The sequence below is a fragment of the Amycolatopsis sp. cmx-4-61 genome (assembly GCF_046548775.1).
Taxonomy (GTDB): domain Bacteria; phylum Actinomycetota; class Actinomycetes; order Mycobacteriales; family Pseudonocardiaceae; genus Amycolatopsis.
Genome location: NZ_JAEBEI010000035.1, coordinates 1 through 17,959 on the forward strand (window position 1 = coordinate 1; position 17,959 = coordinate 17,959).

The window sequence follows — 17,959 nt, forward strand, 5'->3', positions numbered from 1 at the left end:
CTCTCCAACAATGAACAGTTTAATCGAGGCAAGTTAATGCTCTCAAAGGAACCTCATACGAGGTTCAATACATAAGCTCTACTGGCTTAGTTCACTAGCACACTGTTGAGTTCTCAAGCAACACACTCTGGACTCACCGCTTTATCGGCGGCTATATCCTCGGCAGTTGTTCCAAGCGATATTCACAAGCTTTTGGTCGAGCATGCCGTAGCCTACGGGTTTAGTCGTAGGGGGTCGGCGGCCGCTCGTGGGCCGACGCTGAACGTTACCCGGTCCGATCCGCGGTGTCAACCCGCTCGTCCCGGCCTGGTCTCCGGGGCTTGCGGCCCCGGTGTGACCCGGTGTTCCTGGCGACGAAGAGAAGATTACATGCCCCGGAACCGCCCCAGAACAGGGGGGTCACTTAACGCCATTTTCGCAGGTCACGGCGCTCACGGAGGGCTACGACGGCACGGTCGGCAGGTACCGCGGCGCAACCCGCGCCGGAGCGACCCGCTCGAAGTCGGCCGCGAGCGCCAGCATCCGGGCGTCGGACCACCGCGCGCCCATGAACGAGATGCCCACCGGGAGGGGTCCGGCAAACCCGGCGGGCACGGTCACGTCCGGGTACCCCGCGACCGCGGCCGGCGTCGACGACGGGATCACGTCGTCGTCGCCCACCGCGCAGTCGGTCTTCCACGCCGGCGGGTTGGTCGGCGACGCGATCGCGTCCAGGTGGTGGTTCGCCAGCGTCTCGTCCAAGGACCGGCGCGCGAGGTCGGAAAGCTCCGCCCGGCCGGCGAGGTACCCCGGGTCCGTCGGCGGCGGCGCGGCCAGCGCCTGCTCGAACAGCTCCTGCCCGGCGAAGCACGTCCGCTCCAGCGGGTCCGCGCGGTTGTAGGCGATCAGGTCGGCCAGGTTCCGCGGGCCGGTCGGGCGCGTCGCCAGGTAGGCGTCGATGTCGCGGTGGAACTCCGTGAGCAGCGCCGGGAACTCCAGCTCGCCCAGCCGCGCCTGGTACGGCAACGTCACTTCGACGACCGTCGCCCCCGCCCTGACCAGCGAATTCCGCGCCGACGTCATGATCGCGTCGGTCGCCGGGCCGAGGACCGGCAGCCGCCACAGGCCGATCCGGGCGCCGCGCAGGACACCCGGGCGCAGCAGCTTCGCGTAGTCCTTCGGCTGGGTGCGCGGGTAGGTCAGGGTCGCCGGGTCGGAACGGTCACGACCTTGCAGGACCGACAGCGTCAGTGCCACGTCGACGACGTTGCGGGCGATCGGGCCCGCGGTGTCCTGCTCGGCGGAGATCGGCACCACACCGGTGCGGCTGACCAGGCCGAGGCTGGGTTTGTGCCCCACCGTCGAAGTCATGCCGGCAGGGCACACGATCGAGCCGTCCGTCTCCGAGCCGATCGCGACCTGGGCCAGCGACGCCGCCACGCCGGCCGCCGATCCCGCGGACGACCCGCACGGGTTGTGGTCCAGCACGTACGGGTTGTTCGTCTGCCCGCCCACTCCCGACCAGCCGGACGTCGGCTTGGCGGCACGGAAGTTCGCCCATTCGGAGAGGTTGGCCTTGCCGAGGATCACCGCGCCGGCGTCACGCAACCGGGTGATCAGCGTGGCGTCCTTCGCCGGGTAGCTGCGCAGTGCGCGCGACCCGGCCGTCGTCCACTGGTCGCGCGTGTCGACGTTGTCCTTGACCAGCACCGGGATGCCGTCGAGGGGGCCGCGCAGGTGGTGCTTGCGACGTCGTGCGTCGCTCGCCGAAGCCTGCGAGAGCGCAGCCGGGTTGACGGCCAGAACCGCGTGAACCTTACCGTCGATCCGGTGAATCCGGTCGAGGTAAGTGCTGGTCAGCCCCACCGCGGTGAGCCGGCCGGACGCCATCCGCGCCTGCAGGGCCGGGATGTCGGCGGAGTCGAGGTCGAACCCCGAGGGCGACACCGAGACGGCGGACACTGAAACGGTGGGCGCGGCGACGGCGGGCGCCGTGGGGACGAGCACGAGTGCGGCGGCCAGGATCGCGAGGAACACCGGCCGCCGCCCCATCAGAGCACCGGGAGGAGCGTTCGGAGTTCGTACGGGGTGACCGCGCTGCGGTAGTTGTCCCACTCCACGCGCTTGTTCCGCAGGAAGAAGTCGTAGACGTGCTCGCCGAGTGCTTCCGGCAGCAGTTCGGACTTCTCCATCTCGGCCAGGGCTTCTCCCAGGTTCTGCGGTAGCTGGGCGTACCCGGCGGCGCGCCGCTCGGAGTCGCTCAGCTGCCAGATGTTGTCCTCGGCGGGTGGCGGCAGCTCGTAGCCCTTCTCGATCCCCTTGAGCCCGGCGGCCAGGATGACCGAGTACGCCAGGTACGGGTTGCACGCCGAGTCCAGGGTACGGATTTCCACCCGGCGGGATGACGCCTTTCCGGGTGAATACATCGGGACGCGGACGAGCGCGGAGCGGTTCGCCCGGCCCCACGAAACCGTCGTCGGCGCCTCACTGCCGCTGATCAGGCGTTTGTAGGAGTTCACCCACTGGTTGGTGACCGCCGAGATCTCCTTCGCGTGGTGGAGCACCCCGGCGACGAAGGCCTTGCCGGTCCCCGACAGCTCGTGCGGGTCTTCGGCGTCGTAGAAGGCGTTGCGGTCGCCTTCGAACAGGCTGACGTGCGTGTGCATCCCCGAGCCGGGCTGGTCGGTGAACGGCTTCGGCATGAACGTCGCGCGCACGCCCTGGGTCAGCGCGACCTCCTTGACGACGTAACGGAACGTCATCACGTTGTCGGCCATCGTCAGCGCATCGGCGTAACGGAGGTCGATCTCCTGCTGCCCCGGTGCCCCTTCGTGGTGGCTGAACTCGACCGAGATGCCCATCGCCTCGAGGGTCTCGATGGCGTGCCGCCGGAAGTGCGTCGCCGTGGCGTGGCTGGCCTGGTCGAAGTAGCCGCCGTTGTCCGCCGGTTCCGGCTCGCTGCCGTCGTCCGGCATGGTCGAGAGGAGGAAGAACTCGATTTCGGGGTGGACGTAGCAGGTGAAGCCCGCTTCGGCGGCCTTCGACAGCTGGCGGCGCAGCACGTGCCGCGGGTCCGCCCAGGACGGCGAGCCGTCGGGCATCGCGATGTCGCAGAACATGCGGGCCGAGTACGGGCCGCCTTCGGGGGTCTCCCACGGCAGGACCTGGAAGGTCGACGGGTCGGGCTTGGCCACCATGTCCGATTCGTAGACGCGCGCGAAGCCCTCGATGGCCGAGCCGTCGAAGCCGATCCCGTCGTTGAAGGCGCCTTCGAGTTCGGCCGGCGCGACCGCGACGGACTTGAGGAACCCCAGCACATCGGTGAACCAGAGACGAACGAAACGGATGTCGCGCTCCTCGAGCGTGCGGAGCACGAATTCCTGCTGGCGATCCATGGCCGCACCCTAACCACAGCGTGTTAACGGCATGTTTCACGACGCGCCGTGGCCGACGAAGTCACGTCGCGAGTACCGCGACGGGTTTCTTCGCGCGCGTGATGGCCAGCGAAGCGACCGACGCGATGACGGCCAGGACGGCGGCGGAATACCAGGCCAGCGTGTAGTTCCCGAGCTGGTCGCGGACCAGGCCGGCGGCCGACGCGGCGAACGCGGCCCCGAGCTGGTGGCAGGCGAACACCCAGCCGAACACGATCGGGCCGGCGTCGCCGAAGGCGCGGACGCAGAGCGCGACGGTCGGCGGGACCGTGGCCACCCAGTCGAGGCCGTAGAACAGGATGAACGCCCACATGCTCGGCTGCACGGAGTCGGTGAACAGCTGCGGCAGCAGCGCCAGCGAGAGCCCGCGCAGGGCGTAGTAGACGCCGAGCAGGATCCGCGGGTCGATGCGGTCGGTGAGCCAGCCGGAGAAGATCGTGCCGACGACGTCGAAGACGCCGACCAGGGCCAGCAGGCCCGCCGCGGTCGTCTGCGGCATGCCGTGGTCGTGCGCGGCCGGGACGAAGTGGGTGCCGACCAGGCCGTTGGTCGTCGCGCCGCAGATCGCGAAGCCGGCGGCGAGCAGCCAGAACGTCCGTGTGCGGGCGGCCTGCCGCAGCACGGACAGGGCGCGGCGGACCGAGCCGGTCCGCGGCGCCGGGCGGCCGGCCTCGGCGTCGGCGGGGGCGCCGTAGGCCGTGGTGCCGACGTCGGCGGGGTGGTCGCGGATCACCAGCAGGACCACCGGCACGACGGCGAGCGCGGCGATCGCGATCACCAGCGACGCCGTGCGCCAGCCGGAGGTCACCGCCAGGTTCGCGATGAGCGGCAGGAAGATCAGCTGGCCGGTGGCGCCCGCCGCGGTCAGGACGCCGGTGACGACACCGCGGCTGCGGACGAACCAGCGCGTCGCGACCATCGCGGCGAAGCCCATGGCCATCGAGCCGGTGCCCAGGCCGACCAGCACGCCCCAGCACAGCACCAGCTGCCAGCTCGCCGTCATGAACACCGTGCCGCCCGCCCCGGCGGCGATGACGGTCAACGCGACCGCGGAGACACGCCGGATGCCGAAGCGCTCCATCAACGCGGCCGCGAAGGGCGCGAAGAGGCCGAAGAGCACGAGGTTCACCGACACGGCCGAGCTGATGGTGGTGCGGGACCAGCCGAACTCTTCGTGCAGCGGGTCGATCAGCACGCCGGGGGCGGCGCGGAAGCCGGCGGAGGCGAGCAGCGCGACGAAGGCGGCACCGGCGATCAGCCACGCGCGGTGCAGTCTGGGAGCGGGACGGGTCTCAACGGTCACCCCGGCAGTCTCACCGCGCGCGCGGTGAGACCGAAAGTGGCCGGAAGGACATCATCCGAAAGGATCGGGCCAACAGTAGGCTTCGGGGATGCCCCGCCTCGCGCTGCTGCTCGCGCTCCTCCTGACGGCCGGCTGCACCGGGTCGCCCGACACGCGCGGGCCGTTCCCGGCGGGCGACGACCTGGTCCGTGCGGCCGCGACGTCGTTCGCCTCGGTCCGGAGCGTGCACTTCGCCGCCGGCGTCAACGGCGTGCTGCCGGGCTTCCCGCTCCGCCAGATCGAGGGCGACGCGACCCTCGACGACGGCGGCCGCGCGACCGGCACGGCCGACGTCCAGGACGGTGACGGGCACACCAAGTTCCCCTTCGACGTGCAGGACAGCCAGCAGCCGCCGTACCCGGTCCAGGCGTTCCTGGGCCCGCACGGCGGCCTGAAGCGGCTGCTCGACGGCGTGGCCGACGCCAAGACCGAAGGCCGCGAAAACGTCGACGGCGCGCCCGCGCTGCGGGTCGCCGGCCGGGTTCCCGCCGCGGTGGCCCACAGCGTGCTCGCCGCCGTCGACGCCGACCTCAACGTCAAGGTCTGGGTGGCCGACGACGGCGGGCCGCGGCGCTTCGTCCGGCTGTGGGTGCAGATCCCGCCGCCGGACAACCACCTCAGCCCGGTGATGATCGAGCTGTCGCTGACCGAGCAGGCCTGACCTACCGCCCCGAGCACCGCTTGCCGTCGGGCGGCAGCGTTCCGTCGACCAGGTAGTCCGTGCCCGCCTCGTCGACGCACTTCACGCCCTGCAGGAACACCGTGTGCTGGGTGCCCTCGAAGGTCAGCAGTGCGCCCTTCAGGCCCTTCGCGAGGTTGACGCCGGCCTGGTACGGCGTCGCCGGGTCGTTCGTCGTCGAGATGACCAGCGTCTTGGCCAGGCCTTCGACGTTCGGCACGTGCGGTTCCGAGGTGTTCGGCACCGGCCAGAACGCGCAGGCGTCCCGCGCCGCCGAAGCCGGGCGGCCGTCGTCCAGGAACGGCGCCACCTTCACGTACTCCTCCTGCGCCTTGAGGATGACGGCCGGGTCCGTGACGCGCGGGTCGTCGACGCAGCGGATCGCCGTGAAGGCGTCCTGCGTGGTGCCGTACCTGCCGTCGGAATCGCGCTCGTTGTAGATGTCGGCCAGCTTCTCCAGCGTCGCGCCGCGCTGCTGCTTCAGCTCGTTGAGGCCGGAATTGAGGGTGTCCCAGAGGCTTTCCTGGTAAAGCGCCTGGATCACGCCGGTGGTCGCGTCCTCGTAGGAAAGCTTGCGGCCGTCGCCGACCGGCACCGGGAAGTCGATCAGCGGCCGGACGAGGTCCTGGAACGCCTTGACCGCGGCGCCGGCGTCCGCGCCGAGCGCGCAGTCCTGCTGGGCCGCGCACCACTTCGCGAACTGCGTGAACGCCGTCCCGAAGCCCTGGCCCTGCGCGACGAGCGACTCGACCGCGTCCTGCTCGGGGTCGACCGCGCCGTCGAGGACCAGCGCGCGGACGTTCCTCGGGAACGCTTCGGCGTACGCCGACCCGATCCGGGTGCCGTAGGAGTAGCCCAAATAGGTGAGCTTTTCGTCGCCGAGGACCGAGCGGAGGACGTCCAGGTCCTTCACGACGTCGCGGGTGCCGACGTTGGCCAGCATCCCGGTGCCGTCGTCGGTGCGCTGAGCGCACTTCGCGGCGAAGTCCTTTTCCTGGGATTCCTGCTTCAGCACGCCCGCCGGCGAGCCGTCCGTTTCGCTGTCGTCGGCGCGGTCGGCGTCGCGCTCGGAGTCGGTCAGGCAGTGGACGGCCGGCTGGCTGGCGCCGATCCCCCGCGGGTCGAAGCCGACCAGGTCGAAGCGCTTGCCCAGGCCGGTGCTGGTCACCGGCTTGACCAGCCCGGCGGCGGCGACCATGCCCGACGCGCCCGGGCCGCCCGGGTTGACCACGAGCGACCCGATCCGGTCACCGGTGGCCTTGCGGCGGAGCAGGCCCAGCGTGATCGTGTCGCCCGCCGGTTTGGCGTAGTCCAGCGGCACGGTCAGGCGCGCGCACTGGACGTCCTTCGCCTGGAACGCCGACCGGGCGTCTTCCGACGTCGCGTAAGGTGCGCAGTCGGCCCAGGTCAGGCTCTGGCCGTAGAACCGCTCCAGCCCGGCGGGCACCGGCCCGGACGGCGGGTGCGATTCGGTCGTCGGCGCGGGCGGTTCGGTCTTTCCGGTGGACGTGCACGCGGCCAGCGAGGCCACGAGCAGCGCGGACGTCGCGATCGCGGTGATCCGGCGAGGTGGGATACGTCGGGGCCTGGCGCTGGGATGTGGGAACACGGTTGGATCGTCCCATCCGGCCGCGGAACTCGAACGCACCACCGTCGCGTTGGGTGGTGGAGGCCGGTCGAGCGAGAGAGAACGGGAGACCAGGGGTGGCAGCACTGATCAGCCGGGTGGGCAAGAAGCTCCGCCGGATCATCCAGCGGCCGGGCAGCGTCGAGCTGACCCGCTACGAAGCACTGCTGCCCGCGGTCGAGAAGCTCGAACCCGAGCTCGAGAAGCTCTCCGACGAGGAGCTGACCGAGCGGGCGGGCAAGCTTCGCGAGACGCTGAAGGACGCGACGTTCGGCGACGCCCACCTGATCGAGATCTGCGCGCTGGGCCGCGAGGCCGCCAAGCGCGCGCTCGGCGAGCGGGCGTTCGACGTGCAGGTCCTGGGCACGATGGGCCTGCTCACCAAGCACGTCGTCCAGATGGAGACCGGTGAGGGCAAGACCCTCGCGGGTGCGCTGGCCGCGGCCGGGTACGCCCTGCGCGGAAAGCGCGTTCACGTCGTCACGGTCAACGACTACCTCGCCCGCCGCGACGCGGAGTGGATGAGCCCGGTGTACGCCCTGCTCGGCGTGTCGGTCGGCTGGGTCGAGCCGTCGCACTCGAGGGAAGAGCGTCGCGAGGCCTACGCCAAGGACGTCGCGTACGGCGCCGTGGCCGAGATCGGCTTCGACGTGCTGCGCGACCGCCTGGTGACCGCGGTCGACGACCTCGTCCAGCCCGCCCCCGAGGTGGCGATCGTCGACGAGGCGGACTCGGTGCTCGTCGACGAAGCCCGCGTCCCGCTGGTGATGGCCGGTTCGATCGACCGCAGCGACGCCGACGAAGAGGTCGCGAAGATCGTCCGGCGGCTGCGGCTGAACCTGCACTACGAGACCGACAGCGAAGGCCGCAACGCCTGGCTGACCGACGCCGGCTCCTCCGTCGTCGCCAAGTCCCTCGGCATCGAGGTCGACGACCTGTTCAACGACCAGGCGTCCGACCGGCTGGCCGCGGTGAACGTCGCCCTGCACGCCCACGCGCTGCTCACCCGCGACGTCGACTACCTGGTCCGCGACGGCAAGGTCCAGCTCATCAACGCCGCCCGCGGCCGCGTCGCCGAGCTGCAGCGCTGGCCGGACGGCCTGCAGGCCGCCGTCGAGGCGAAGGAGCAGGTCACCGCGACCGACCGCGGCGAGATCCTCGACTCGATCACCGTCCAGGCGCTGCTCGCGCGCTACCCGGAGGTCGCCGGCATGACCGGTACCGCGGTCGCCGTCGCCGAGCAGCTGCGCGAGTTCTACGAGCTCGAGGTCGCGGTCATCCCGCCGAACACCCCGAACATCCGCGAGGACCTCGAAGACCGGATCTTCGCTTCGCCGTCGCAGAAGCTGCGGGCGATCGAGGAGGAGATCCGCACGGTGCACGAGACCGGGCGGCCGATCCTCGTCGGCACCCAGGACGTCGCCGAGTCCGAGGAGCTGGCCGAGAAGCTGGCGAAGGTCGACCTCGAGTGCGTCGTGCTCAACGCGCGCAACGACGCCGAAGAGGCCGCGATCATCGCCGAGGCGGGCAAGAAGGGCGCGGTCACCGTGTCCACGCAGATGGCGGGCCGCGGTACCGACATCCGGCTGGGCGGCACCGACGGCGCCGACCGGGACGAGGTCGTCGAGCTGGGCGGACTGCACGTCATCGGCACCGCGCGGTACCCCTCGAGCCGGCTCGACGGGCAGCTGCGCGGCCGCTCCGGCCGCCAGGGCGACCCGGGCAGCGCGATCTTCTTCGCGAGCCTGAACGACGAACTGGTGCTGTCGAACGCGCCGGACGTGCCCGACGGGATCGTCGCCGACGAGGAGACCGGCGAGATCACCGACCCGGCGGCGCTGCGGCAGATCAACCACGCCCAGCGCGTCGCCGAGGGTGTCGACCTGGAGATCCACCGCAACACCTGGCGCTACACGCGGCTCATCGAGCGGCAGCGGCGTGACCTGCTGGTGCACCGCGACAAGGTGCTTCGCACCGCGTACGCGGCGGAGCAGCTGGAGAAGGCGCACCCGGAGAAGTTCGGCGAGCTGAAGGAGAAGCTCGACGACCAGGCCAAGCTGGAGCAGATGTGCCGCGAGGTGCTGCTGTTCCACATCGACCAGCTGTGGTCGGACCACCTGGCGTACCTGACGGATGTCCGCGAGAGCATCCACCTGCGCGCGCTGGCCCGGGAGACGCCGCTCGACGAGTTCCACCGCGCGGCGATCCCCGAGTTCCACAAGATCATCGGCGAGGCCGACTCGCGGGCGGCGAAGACCCTCGAAGAGGCGGAGCTGACCGACGAGGGCATCGACCTCGGTGACGCGGGCGTGCGGCGCGCGAACACGACGTGGACGTACCTCGTGCACGACAACCCGTTCGATTCGGACTTCGAGCAGACCATCAAGAAGGTCCGGAGCATGATCAAGCGGAAGTAGCTGTGGTCCGGGAGGCCCCCGTCCGGTTCGTCCGGGCGGGGGTTTTCCGTTTGCGTGCTCGACGGCGAGGGCGTCGCCACGCGCAAGTACGACGGCACCTGCGTGCGGCTCGACGAGTCCGGCACGTGGTGGGCGCGGCGCGAGGTGAAGGCGGGCAAGAGCGCGCCGGCCGGGTTCGAGGCCGTGCAGACCGACCCGGCGACGGGCAAGACCGTCGGCTGGGAGCCGGTCGCGCAGTCGGCGTTCGCGAAGTTCTTCGAAGAGGCCCGCGCGCGGCTCCCCTCGGAAGTGCCCGGCACGTACGAGCTGTGCGGGCCGAAGGTCAACGGCGATCCGGAGCGGCTCGGCGTGCACCGGCTGGTGCCGCACGCGACCGCGGAAGAGTTCGACGACGTGCCGCGTGACTTCGACGGGCTGATGGGGTGGCTGCTGGCGCACCCGGAGTTCGAAGGCGTCGTCTGGCACCACCCGGACGGGCGGATGGCGAAGCTCAAGCACCGGGACGCCGTGGCCTCGGCCTGAACGTGACATTTCCCCCACATTCGCTCGGCCTTCCGGGTGACGGTGGGCCAGAATGACGGCATGCCGCAACTGCGCATCGCGCTCGCCCAGGTCAACCCCACCGTCGGCGACCTCGACGGCAACGCCGATCTGCACGTCGAGTGGGCCCGGCGGGCCGCCGAAGCCGGTGCCCACGTCGTCGTCTTCCCCGAGATGTCGCTGACCGGGTACCCCATCGAGGACCTGTCGTTCCGCAAGACCTTCGCCGCCGCCTCGCGGCAGGGCGTCGAGTCGCTGGCGCGCCGCCTCGACGAGGCCGGCTGCGGCGAACTGCTCACCTACATCGGCTACCTCGACCTCGACGACGTCGGCCCGCGGGACGCCGCCGCCGCGCTCTACCGCGGCGAGGTCGTCGCGCGGCAGTTCAAGCACCACCTGCCCAACTACGGCGTCTTCGACGAGCACCGCTGGTACAAGTCCGGCACCTCGCTCGAGGTCGTCCGGTTCCACGGGCTCGACATCGGCATGGTCATCTGCGAGGACATCTGGCAGGACGGCGGGCCGATCTCGGCGCTGGGCCGAGCCCGGGTCGACCTCGTCGTGGCGCCGAACGCCTCGCCGTACGAGCGGTCGAAGGACGAGCAGCGGCTGCCGCTCATCGCCCGCCGCGCCGCCGAGGCCGGCGCGCCGCTGGTCTACACCAACCAGATCGGCGGCCAGGACGACCTCGTGTTCGACGGCGACTCGCTCGTCGTCGGCTCGGACGGCACGCTGCTCGCGCGGGCACCGCAGTTCGCCGAGCACCTGCTCGTGCTGGACATGGACCTGCCGAAGACCGAGTACGCCGGCGACGGTACCTACGAGGACCTGGCCGTCCGGCGCCGCGTGCTGAGCGAAGAGCCGCTGCCGGCGTACGAGCCGACGGCCGAGCCGGTGATCAGCGAACCGCTGTCGGACGAGGCCGAGGTGTGGCACGCCCTCGTTGTCGGGCTGCGGGACTACGTGCACAAGAACGGGTTCTCGTCGGTCACCTTCGGGTTCTCCGGCGGCATCGACTCGGCCGTCTGCGCGGCGCTGGCGGCGGACGCACTGGGCGGCGGCAACGTCTACGGCGTCTCGATGCCGTCGAAGTACTCGTCCGGGCACTCGAAGGACGACGCCGCCGACCTGGCGCGGCGGATCGGCGCGCACTACCGGGTCGAGCCGGTCGAGGACATGGTCCGCGTGTACGTCGACCAGCTTTCCCTGACCGGGCTGGCCGAAGAGAACATCCAGGCGCGGACCCGGGGCATGCTCCTGATGGCACTGTCCAACCTGGACGGTCACCTGGTGCTGGCCACCGGCAACAAGACCGAGCTCGCCGTCGGGTATTCGACGATCTACGGGGACGCCGTCGGGGCGTTCGCCCCGATCAAGGACGTCTTCAAGACGCACGTGTGGCAGCTGGCCCGCTGGCGCAACGCCGAAGCGGTGAAGAACGGCGAAACCCCGCCGATCCCGGAGAACTCCATCACCAAGCCGCCGTCTGCCGAGCTGCGGCCGGGCCAGGTGGACACCGACTCGCTGCCGGACTACGAGCTGCTCGACGACATCCTCGACGACTACGTCGAGGGCGACCGCGGGTACGCCGACCTCGTCTCGGCGGGCTTCGACCCGGAGACCATCGATCGCGTGGTGCGGATGGTCGACAAGGCCGAGTACAAGCGGCGCCAGTACCCGCCGGGCACGAAGATCACGTTCAAGGCGTTCGGCCGCGATCGGCGGCTGCCGATGACCAACCTGTGGCGCGAGGGCAAGGCCTAGCTCAACGCGACCTGGCGGCCTTCCGGAGTCCGGAGGGCCGCCGTCAGGCTCGCGGTTCCGGCGCGGCGGACGAGGAATTCCAGGCCGAGCGCGTCGGTGGCGGTGGTGACCGACGCCGGGTCCGGGTGGGTGCCGGTGACCATCAGCAGCGGCAGGGACGGCAGGCCGCGCGTCGTCGGGTGCGGTGTCGAACCCCAGTCGATGAGGAACGGGTGCAGGCTGCCCGGGGCGCTCGGCGGCGTCAGACGCCAGCGCAGGAGTTCGCCGTCGGCGGTTTCGCGGGACATTTCGACGGCGTCGCCCGGGTCGAACCCGCGGGCGCGGGCCCGGGCGATCGTCGCGTCGATGTCCGTCGTGCGGACCGCCCAGGCGACGAGCGCCGGTTCGGTCAGGTCGTCGATGCCGAACGGGCGCGGGACCTCCGGCGCCGGCTGCGCGGGGTCCGGGCCGACGACCTCCAGGTACATGCCGGCCCCCAGGTCGGCGAGGTGGTTGGCGGTGCCGAAGCCGACGTGGCGGCCGCCGGGCACGGGTGTGACGCCGGTGAGCGCGGTGACGCGGGCGACGGCCTCGGCGAGGTCCGGGCCGGCGTAGACGAGGTGATCGAGCACGGGCCCATCTTGTCGTACCCCGGCCGTATCGTGGCGGGATGACTGTGGGGTTCACGGTGTTCGACACGGCGATCGGGGTGTGCGGGCTGGCGTGGCGCGGCGACGTCGTGGCCGGGACGTCGCTGCCCGAAGGGAGTGCGGAGCGGACCCGGGTGTGGCTGCTCCGGCGGTTCCCGGACGCCGTCGAGGGGACGCCGCCTCCGGTGATCCGGGAGGCCGTGGCCGGGATCGTGGCGTTGCTGGGCGGTGAGCGCCGTGACCTGGCGTCGGTGCGGCTGGACATGACGGGCGTGCCGGAGTTCCACCGGCGCGCGTACGAGGTCGCGCGGGCGATCCCGCCGGGCAGGACGCTGACCTACGGCGACATCGCGCACCGGCTCGGGCAGCCGGGGTCGGCGCAGGCGGTCGGGCAGGCGATGGGGCACAACCCGTTCCCGATCATCGTGCCGTGCCACCGCGTCCTGGCGGCGGCCGGCAAGGACGGCGGGTTCTCGGCGCGGGGCGGCGTCGGGACGAAACGCCGGATGCTCGTGATCGAGGGCGCGTTGGCGGACGAGCCGACGCTGTTCTGACGGCCCGCGGCGGGATCGTCCGGCGCCGACCGCGATGCACCCGCCGGACAGCGCTCCGCGGTGTGACTGGAGGGGCATCACGCGTGATTGGGGAGTCGACTCGCGTGATTGAGGGGTCGACTCGCGTGACTGAGGGGTCGACTCGCGTGATTGGAGGGTCGACTCGCGTGACTGGGGAGTCGACTCGCGTGACTGGGGAGTCGACTCGCGTGACTGGGGAGTCGACTCGCGTGACTGGGGAGTCGACTCGCGTGACTGGGGAGTCGACTCGCGTGACTGGAGGGTCGGCGGGTGGCTCGCGGGGGGGGCGCGAGCCGGGCGCCGTCCGGTCAGGTGGGGGTCCAGGGCTTCATCCAGGGGGTTTCCGGCCAGCCCTCGGCGGCGGCCATCAGGGGGAAGGCCGTGCCGCCGTCGATGTGCTCGCGGATGATGTCCGCGTGGCCCGCGTGGCGGGCCGTTTCCTGGATCAGGTGTAGCAGGACCCAGCGGACCGACCACGCCTCGACGTCCTGCGGGAACCACGGCACGCCCTTCGGCACCGGGACCGCCTGGCCGAGGTCGTCGATGCCCGCGATCACCTCCGCCGTGCGGGCCGCCACCTCGTCGTAACGTGCCAGCAGGCCTTCGAGCGTTTCGTCCGGGCCCATGCGGTGGGCGGCCTCGTACTCCGCCATGCTCTCCGCGAACGGCTTCTGCGGCACCTGCAGCACCGTGTCCATCCAGCCGTGCTCGGTGCTCGCCACGTGCTTGATCAGCCCACCCACCGACAGCGGGCTCTTCGTCGAAGCCGATCTCGCCTGTTCGTCGGTCAGCCCGTAGGCCGCCAGCTTGAGGACGTACCGCTGCTGCTCCAGGAAGCTCAGCAGCCCGTCACGCTCGTCGGCCACCGGGCGCACGTTTCCCGCCATGTCGATCCTTCCGCTCGGGACACCTCGGGGACACCCGAGGACACTGGGGTGATCGTGCCACCCACCACCGACAATTCCGGGCGGGTTCGCGCTACCGGTGCGCGTGCCGCGGAGCCGGCTTGACGAAGGCGTACGCCCCGCCGACGCCGTACAGGGCCGCGCGGACCAGCAGCTGCAGCCGTGTGAAGACACCTTCGTAGGCGTCCAGCTGCCGGGCGAGGACGACGGCCAGCCACGTGGCCATCACCAGCACCAGGCCCACGACCGCCAGCGCGCGCCAGCCCGGCGGCCACCACAGGATCAGGCTGATCACCCCGGCCACCAGGACGACGCTGAGCAGCGACGACAGCAGGTCGCTGCGCTCGGGGTAGGCGGCCTGCAGCAGCACGACCACGCCGAACGCGCTCACCGAGATCGAACTGAGCCGCGCCGACCACTGGACCGGCCCGAGCCGGTGCAGGGGCGGCCCGGCGAGCACGAACGCGACCCCCGACACCGCGAGCAGGATCCGGAACACCGGCGGCCCGGTCAGCAGCGCCTCGGCCGGGTCCTGCACCGGGGAAACGCCGGTGGGCAGGAAGAACTCCAGCAGCCAGCCCGAATACGCGAGGACGGCCACCCCCATCAGGAGGGCCGAGGCGATCCGAGCCGTGCGCACGAGGCAGAGCGTAAGCGACCGGCCGCTTCCCGGCCCGTCGCCGTGACCAGGTCCACCGAGTCGTTATGCCTGCGGCCGGACGAAGGGGAAGAGGACCGTCTGGCGGATGGACGCACCCGTGAGCATCATCAGCAGCCGGTCGACGCCCAGGCCGAGCCCGCCGGTCGGGGGCATGCCGTGCTCCAGGGCGAGCAGGAAGTCTTCGTCCAGTTCCATCGCCTCGACGTCGCCGCTGGCCGCCCGCAGCGACTGCCCTTCGAGCCGTCGCCGCTGCTCGATCGGGTCGGTCAGCTCGGTGTAGGCCGTGCCGACCTCGGACCCGAACGCGATGAGGTCCCAGCGCTCGGCCAGCCGCGGGTCCGCGCGGTGCTGGCGGGTCAGCGGCGAGACGTCGGTCGGGTAGTCGGTGTAGAAGGTCGGCAGCACGGTCGCGCCCTCGACGAGGTGCTCGAACGCCTTGAGCACGAGGTCGCCGTGGCTCGGGTCCTCCCCCACCGGCACCCCCGCGGCGGCGCACAGGCGGCGCAGGTCGGCGACCGGGGTGCCGGAGTCGATCCGCTCGCCCAGGGCCGCCGAGACCGCGTCGTGCACCGTGACGACCGGCCAGTCCCCGGAGATGTCGTGCTCGACGAGCTTCCCGCCCGCGTCGGGCCGGCGCACGACCTGGGCGCCGTACGCCGCTTCGGCCGCGTGCTGGACGAGCTCGCGGGTCAGGGTCCGCATCGTGTCGTAGTCCGCGTACGCCTGGTACGCCTCGAGCATCGTGAACTCGGGGTTGTGCGTCGCGTCGACGCCTTCGTTGCGGAAGTTGCGGTTGAGCTCGAAGACGCGCTCGACGCCGGCCACGCACAGCCGCTTCAGGTACAGCTCGGGCGCGATCCGCAGGTACATCCGCATGTCGTAGGCGTTGATGTGGGTGACGAACGGCCGGGCGTTCGCGCCGCCGTGGACCGTCTGCAGCATCGGCGTCTCGACCTCGAGGTAGTCGGCGTGGTGCAGCCGGTCGCGCACCGCCCGGACCACAGTGGACCGCAGCCTCAGCATGTTCGTCGAGTCCGGGTTGACCGCGAGGTCGAGGTAGCGCTGCCGGACCCGCGTCTCCGGGTCGGTGAGGCCCTTGCGCTTGTCGGGCAGGGGGTGCAGGCACTTCGCGGTGACCGTCCACTCGTCGACGAGCACCGAGAGCTCGCCGCGCTTCGACGTCACGACCTGGCCGCTGACGCCGACGTGGTCGCCGAGGTCGACCCCGGTCCGCCAGCGGTTCAGGTCGAGCTCGCCCGCCTCGAGCATCAGCTGGATCTCGCCGCTGAAGTCCTTGACGCGGGCGAAGCACAGGCCGCCGAGGATGCGCAGGTTCAGGACGCGCCCGGCGATCCGGACCCGGTGCCCGGTGGCGGTGTCCGGGGCCAGGTCGCCGAACTTCTTGACGACGTCGCCGATGTGGTCGTCGCGGCGGAACCCGACCGGGTACGGGTCGATGCCGGCCTCGCGCAGCTTGTCGAGCTTGGCGATGCGGACGCGGACCTGTTCGGGCCGGCGCACGGCCTTCGGGGCGGGCGTCGCCGCCGACTCTTCGATCTCCCTGACGCGCGCGACGAAGTCTTCGCTGACCGTCTCCAGCCGCAGCGACCGCGCCCGTCCGGTCGGGACGAACCCTTCCAGCGCGCCCGCGACGATGCCGACCCGCGGCAGCCGCCGGGCCGAGGAGTAGCAGAGGAACCGCGGTTCCCAGTCCGGCCCGTACTTGGCGTTGGACCGGTACAGCGACTCCAGCTGGAAGAACCGCGAGAACACGCTCAGGATCCCGCGCCAGGCCCGCAGCACCGGGCCCGCGCCGATCCGCTCGCCCTCGGAGAACACCGCGCGGAACATCGCGAAGTTGAGCGAGATCCGCTGTGCGCCGAGGTGCTGGGCGGCCGCGACGGTCTCGGCGATCATGTACTCGTTGAGGCCGTTCTCGGCGTCGCGGTCGCGGCGCATGAGGTCGAGCGAAAGCCCGCGGCGGCCCCACGGGACGAACGACAGCAGCCCGCGCAGCTCGCCGTGGGCGTCGTAGGCCTCGACCATCACGCTGCGGCCGTCGCTGGGGTCGCCGAGGCGGCCCAGCGCCATCGAGAACCCGCGTTCGGTCTCGGCGCCGCGCCAGGCCTGCGCCCGCGCGAGCAGCTCGGTCATCTCGGCGGCGGGGATCTCGCCGTGGCGGCGGACTCGCGAGGTGTAACCGGCGCGCTGGATGCGCTTGACGGCCTGGCGCACCGAGCGCCGTTCCGGGCCGGCCAGGCTGAACTCGCGGACGTCGAGCACGGCTTCGTCGCCGATTTCCAGGGCACGCAGGCCCGCGCCGGTGTACGCCTTCGCGCCGCGTTCGCTCGCGCCGAGCACGCCCGGCGTCCAGCCGTACGTGCGCGTCTCGTCCAGCCACGCGCGGACCGCGTCCGGCCACGCCTCCGGGTCGCCGACGGGGTCGGCGCTGGCCACGCTGGTGCCGCCGAGGACACGGTAGGTCACGGCCGCGCGGCCGTTCGGGGCGAAGACGACGCTCTTGTCCCGGCGGGTGGCGAAGTAGCCGAGGGAGTCGTCCTCCCCGTGCTCGGCGAGCAGCCGGCGCAGGCGGAGCTCTTCGTCGTCCGTCCGCAGGCCGCGGCTGCGTACGCCGCGGAAGAGCATGTACAGCGCCGCGGTGGCGACCGCCGTCGCGCTGAGGTCCAGGAAGGCGTCCAGCCACGCCGGTCCCTCGCCGACGCCGAGCCGGCGCAGCTGCAGGTTCTCACCGGTCGCGTGGTTGACGACCCAGGCGAAGCGCTCCCACGTGTCGCCGAGGTGCCCGGGGAACGTTTCCGCGAGCCCCCAGCCGACCAGGATGACCACGGCGAACCCGCCGAACAGCATGGTCAGGCCGTCGCGCCAGGCGCTCGGCGCGAGCCGGGCCGGGAAGGCCGGGCGCAGCGCGAGCAGGAACACGATCAGCGCGATCGAGGCGAGGTCGGCCAGGGTCAGCACCCACAGCTGGGCCGGGATGTGCCGGACCTGCTTCGGGCCGAGGGTCAGCAGTTCGGGTGACCACAGCAGCGTCGCCTGCAGGGCCAGGGTGAGCACCAGGCCGCCGACCTGGAACAGCACCAGCGTGTACAGCGCCGCGGCCTTCCGGCGGCGCAGCGCCCCGCCCAAGACCACGAGCAGCAGCACCATGACCAGGCTGGCGCTGGTCGGCACGCTGAGGGCCGAGAACGCCATGTCGATGCCGTTGAGGACGCGACCGTGCGGGCCGTTCGTGAACAGCAGGATCACCGAGAAGACGGCGGCCAGCTGGACCACGGTCGCGACGATGCCGCCCGACTTCGCCTTCCAGGCGGGAAGGCGGCGGCGCGGGCTCGCGAGGTTTCCCATGGGTGGTTTCGTCGCCTTTCGCGGCCGTTCGGTGGTCATGC

13 protein-coding genes are annotated in these 17,959 nt (G+C 71.3%); 5 read left to right on the top strand and 8 right to left on the bottom strand.

Features of this window, described 5'->3' with window-relative positions:
* Positions 1-441: 441 nt before the first annotated feature.
* The 3 genes from ACLJOU_RS45400 to ACLJOU_RS45410 form a co-directional block, all read right to left on the bottom strand.
* A complete protein-coding gene (locus ACLJOU_RS45400) occupies positions 442-2,031 on the bottom strand; it encodes an amidase (RefSeq protein WP_410575502.1) in 1,590 nt (529 codons plus the stop codon).
* Positions 2,031-3,374, bottom strand: a complete 1,344-nt coding sequence (glnA, locus tag ACLJOU_RS45405) for a type I glutamate--ammonia ligase (RefSeq protein WP_410575503.1) — start codon at positions 3,372-3,374, stop codon at positions 2,031-2,033. The genes ACLJOU_RS45400 and glnA overlap by 1 nt, the downstream gene beginning before the upstream one ends.
* A 61-nt stretch (positions 3,375-3,435) precedes the next feature.
* On the bottom strand, positions 3,436-4,716 hold the full coding sequence (locus ACLJOU_RS45410) for an MFS transporter (protein ID WP_410575504.1): 1,281 nt from the start codon (positions 4,714-4,716) through the stop codon (positions 3,436-3,438).
* A gap of 88 nt (positions 4,717-4,804) precedes the next feature.
* Between ACLJOU_RS45410 and ACLJOU_RS45415 the strand changes: the two genes are divergently transcribed.
* A complete protein-coding gene (locus ACLJOU_RS45415; protein ID WP_410575505.1) occupies positions 4,805-5,416 on the top strand; it encodes an LppX_LprAFG lipoprotein in 612 nt (203 codons plus the stop codon).
* Position 5,417: 1 nt separating this feature from the next.
* Here the strand turns inward: ACLJOU_RS45415 and ACLJOU_RS45420 are convergent, their stop codons facing one another.
* Entirely contained in the window at positions 5,418-6,986 is a 1,569-nt protein-coding gene (locus tag ACLJOU_RS45420) for an alpha/beta hydrolase (protein WP_410575538.1), read from the bottom strand.
* Between the two features lie 152 nt (positions 6,987-7,138).
* Between ACLJOU_RS45420 and secA2 the strand changes: the two genes are divergently transcribed.
* The 3 genes from secA2 to ACLJOU_RS45435 are packed head-to-tail and all read left to right on the top strand — an operon-like array spanning position 7,139 to position 11,782.
* Complete coding sequence (secA2, locus tag ACLJOU_RS45425; RefSeq protein ID WP_410575506.1) at positions 7,139-9,478, top strand: accessory Sec system translocase SecA2; 2,340 nt, start codon at positions 7,139-7,141, stop codon at positions 9,476-9,478.
* 54 nt (positions 9,479-9,532) lie between these two features.
* Complete coding sequence (locus ACLJOU_RS45430; protein ID WP_410575507.1) at positions 9,533-10,000, top strand: DUF5565 family protein; 468 nt, start codon at positions 9,533-9,535, stop codon at positions 9,998-10,000.
* A 60-nt stretch (positions 10,001-10,060) separates the two neighbouring features.
* Positions 10,061-11,782, top strand: coding sequence for an NAD+ synthase (locus tag ACLJOU_RS45435; protein WP_410575508.1), 1,722 nt, complete (start codon positions 10,061-10,063; stop codon positions 11,780-11,782).
* Here ACLJOU_RS45435 and ACLJOU_RS45440 read toward each other — a convergent pair.
* Complete coding sequence (locus ACLJOU_RS45440; RefSeq protein WP_410575509.1) at positions 11,779-12,393, bottom strand: VOC family protein; 615 nt, start codon at positions 12,391-12,393, stop codon at positions 11,779-11,781. The two genes, ACLJOU_RS45435 and ACLJOU_RS45440, sit on opposite strands and share 4 nt — an antisense overlap.
* 38 nt (positions 12,394-12,431) lie before the next feature.
* On the opposite strand from ACLJOU_RS45440, the gene ACLJOU_RS45445 reads away from it, so the two are divergent.
* On the top strand, positions 12,432-12,965 hold the full coding sequence (locus ACLJOU_RS45445; RefSeq protein ID WP_410575510.1) for a methylated-DNA--[protein]-cysteine S-methyltransferase: 534 nt from the start codon (positions 12,432-12,434) through the stop codon (positions 12,963-12,965).
* Between the two features lie 329 nt (positions 12,966-13,294).
* On the opposite strand, the gene ACLJOU_RS45450 is transcribed toward ACLJOU_RS45445, so the two are convergent.
* The 3 genes from ACLJOU_RS45450 to lysX all read right to left on the bottom strand — a co-directional run bounded on the left by ACLJOU_RS45450 (position 13,295) and on the right by lysX (position 17,918).
* Positions 13,295-13,873, bottom strand: coding sequence for a DinB family protein (locus ACLJOU_RS45450; protein WP_410575511.1), 579 nt, complete (start codon positions 13,871-13,873; stop codon positions 13,295-13,297).
* A 91-nt stretch (positions 13,874-13,964) separates the two neighbouring features.
* On the bottom strand, positions 13,965-14,531 hold the full coding sequence (locus ACLJOU_RS45455; protein ID WP_410575512.1) for a hypothetical protein: 567 nt from the start codon (positions 14,529-14,531) through the stop codon (positions 13,965-13,967).
* A 63-nt stretch (positions 14,532-14,594) separates the two neighbouring features.
* Positions 14,595-17,918 (bottom strand): bifunctional lysylphosphatidylglycerol synthetase/lysine--tRNA ligase LysX, encoded by a 3,324-nt coding sequence (gene lysX / locus ACLJOU_RS45460; RefSeq protein WP_410575539.1) that lies wholly within the window; start codon positions 17,916-17,918, stop codon positions 14,595-14,597.
* Positions 17,919-17,959 lie beyond the last annotated feature (41 nt).

What these genes read in the sequence shown, in the direction of transcription:
- lysX (WP_410575539.1), bottom strand. Translation starts at nt 17,918, where the DNA reads ATGGGAAACCTCGCGAGCCCGCGCCGCCGCCTTCCCGCCTGGAAGGCG.
- ACLJOU_RS45435 (WP_410575508.1), top strand. Translation starts at nt 10,061, where the DNA reads ATGCCGCAACTGCGCATCGCGCTCGCCCAGGTCAACCCCACCGTCGGC.
- glnA (WP_410575503.1), bottom strand. Translation starts at nt 3,374, where the DNA reads ATGGATCGCCAGCAGGAATTCGTGCTCCGCACGCTCGAGGAGCGCGAC.
- ACLJOU_RS45400 (WP_410575502.1), bottom strand. Translation starts at nt 2,031, where the DNA reads ATGGGGCGGCGGCCGGTGTTCCTCGCGATCCTGGCCGCCGCACTCGTG.
- ACLJOU_RS45450 (WP_410575511.1), bottom strand. Translation starts at nt 13,873, where the DNA reads ATGGCGGGAAACGTGCGCCCGGTGGCCGACGAGCGTGACGGGCTGCTG.
- ACLJOU_RS45415 (WP_410575505.1), top strand. Translation starts at nt 4,805, where the DNA reads ATGCCCCGCCTCGCGCTGCTGCTCGCGCTCCTCCTGACGGCCGGCTGC.
- ACLJOU_RS45445 (WP_410575510.1), top strand. Translation starts at nt 12,432, where the DNA reads ATGACTGTGGGGTTCACGGTGTTCGACACGGCGATCGGGGTGTGCGGG.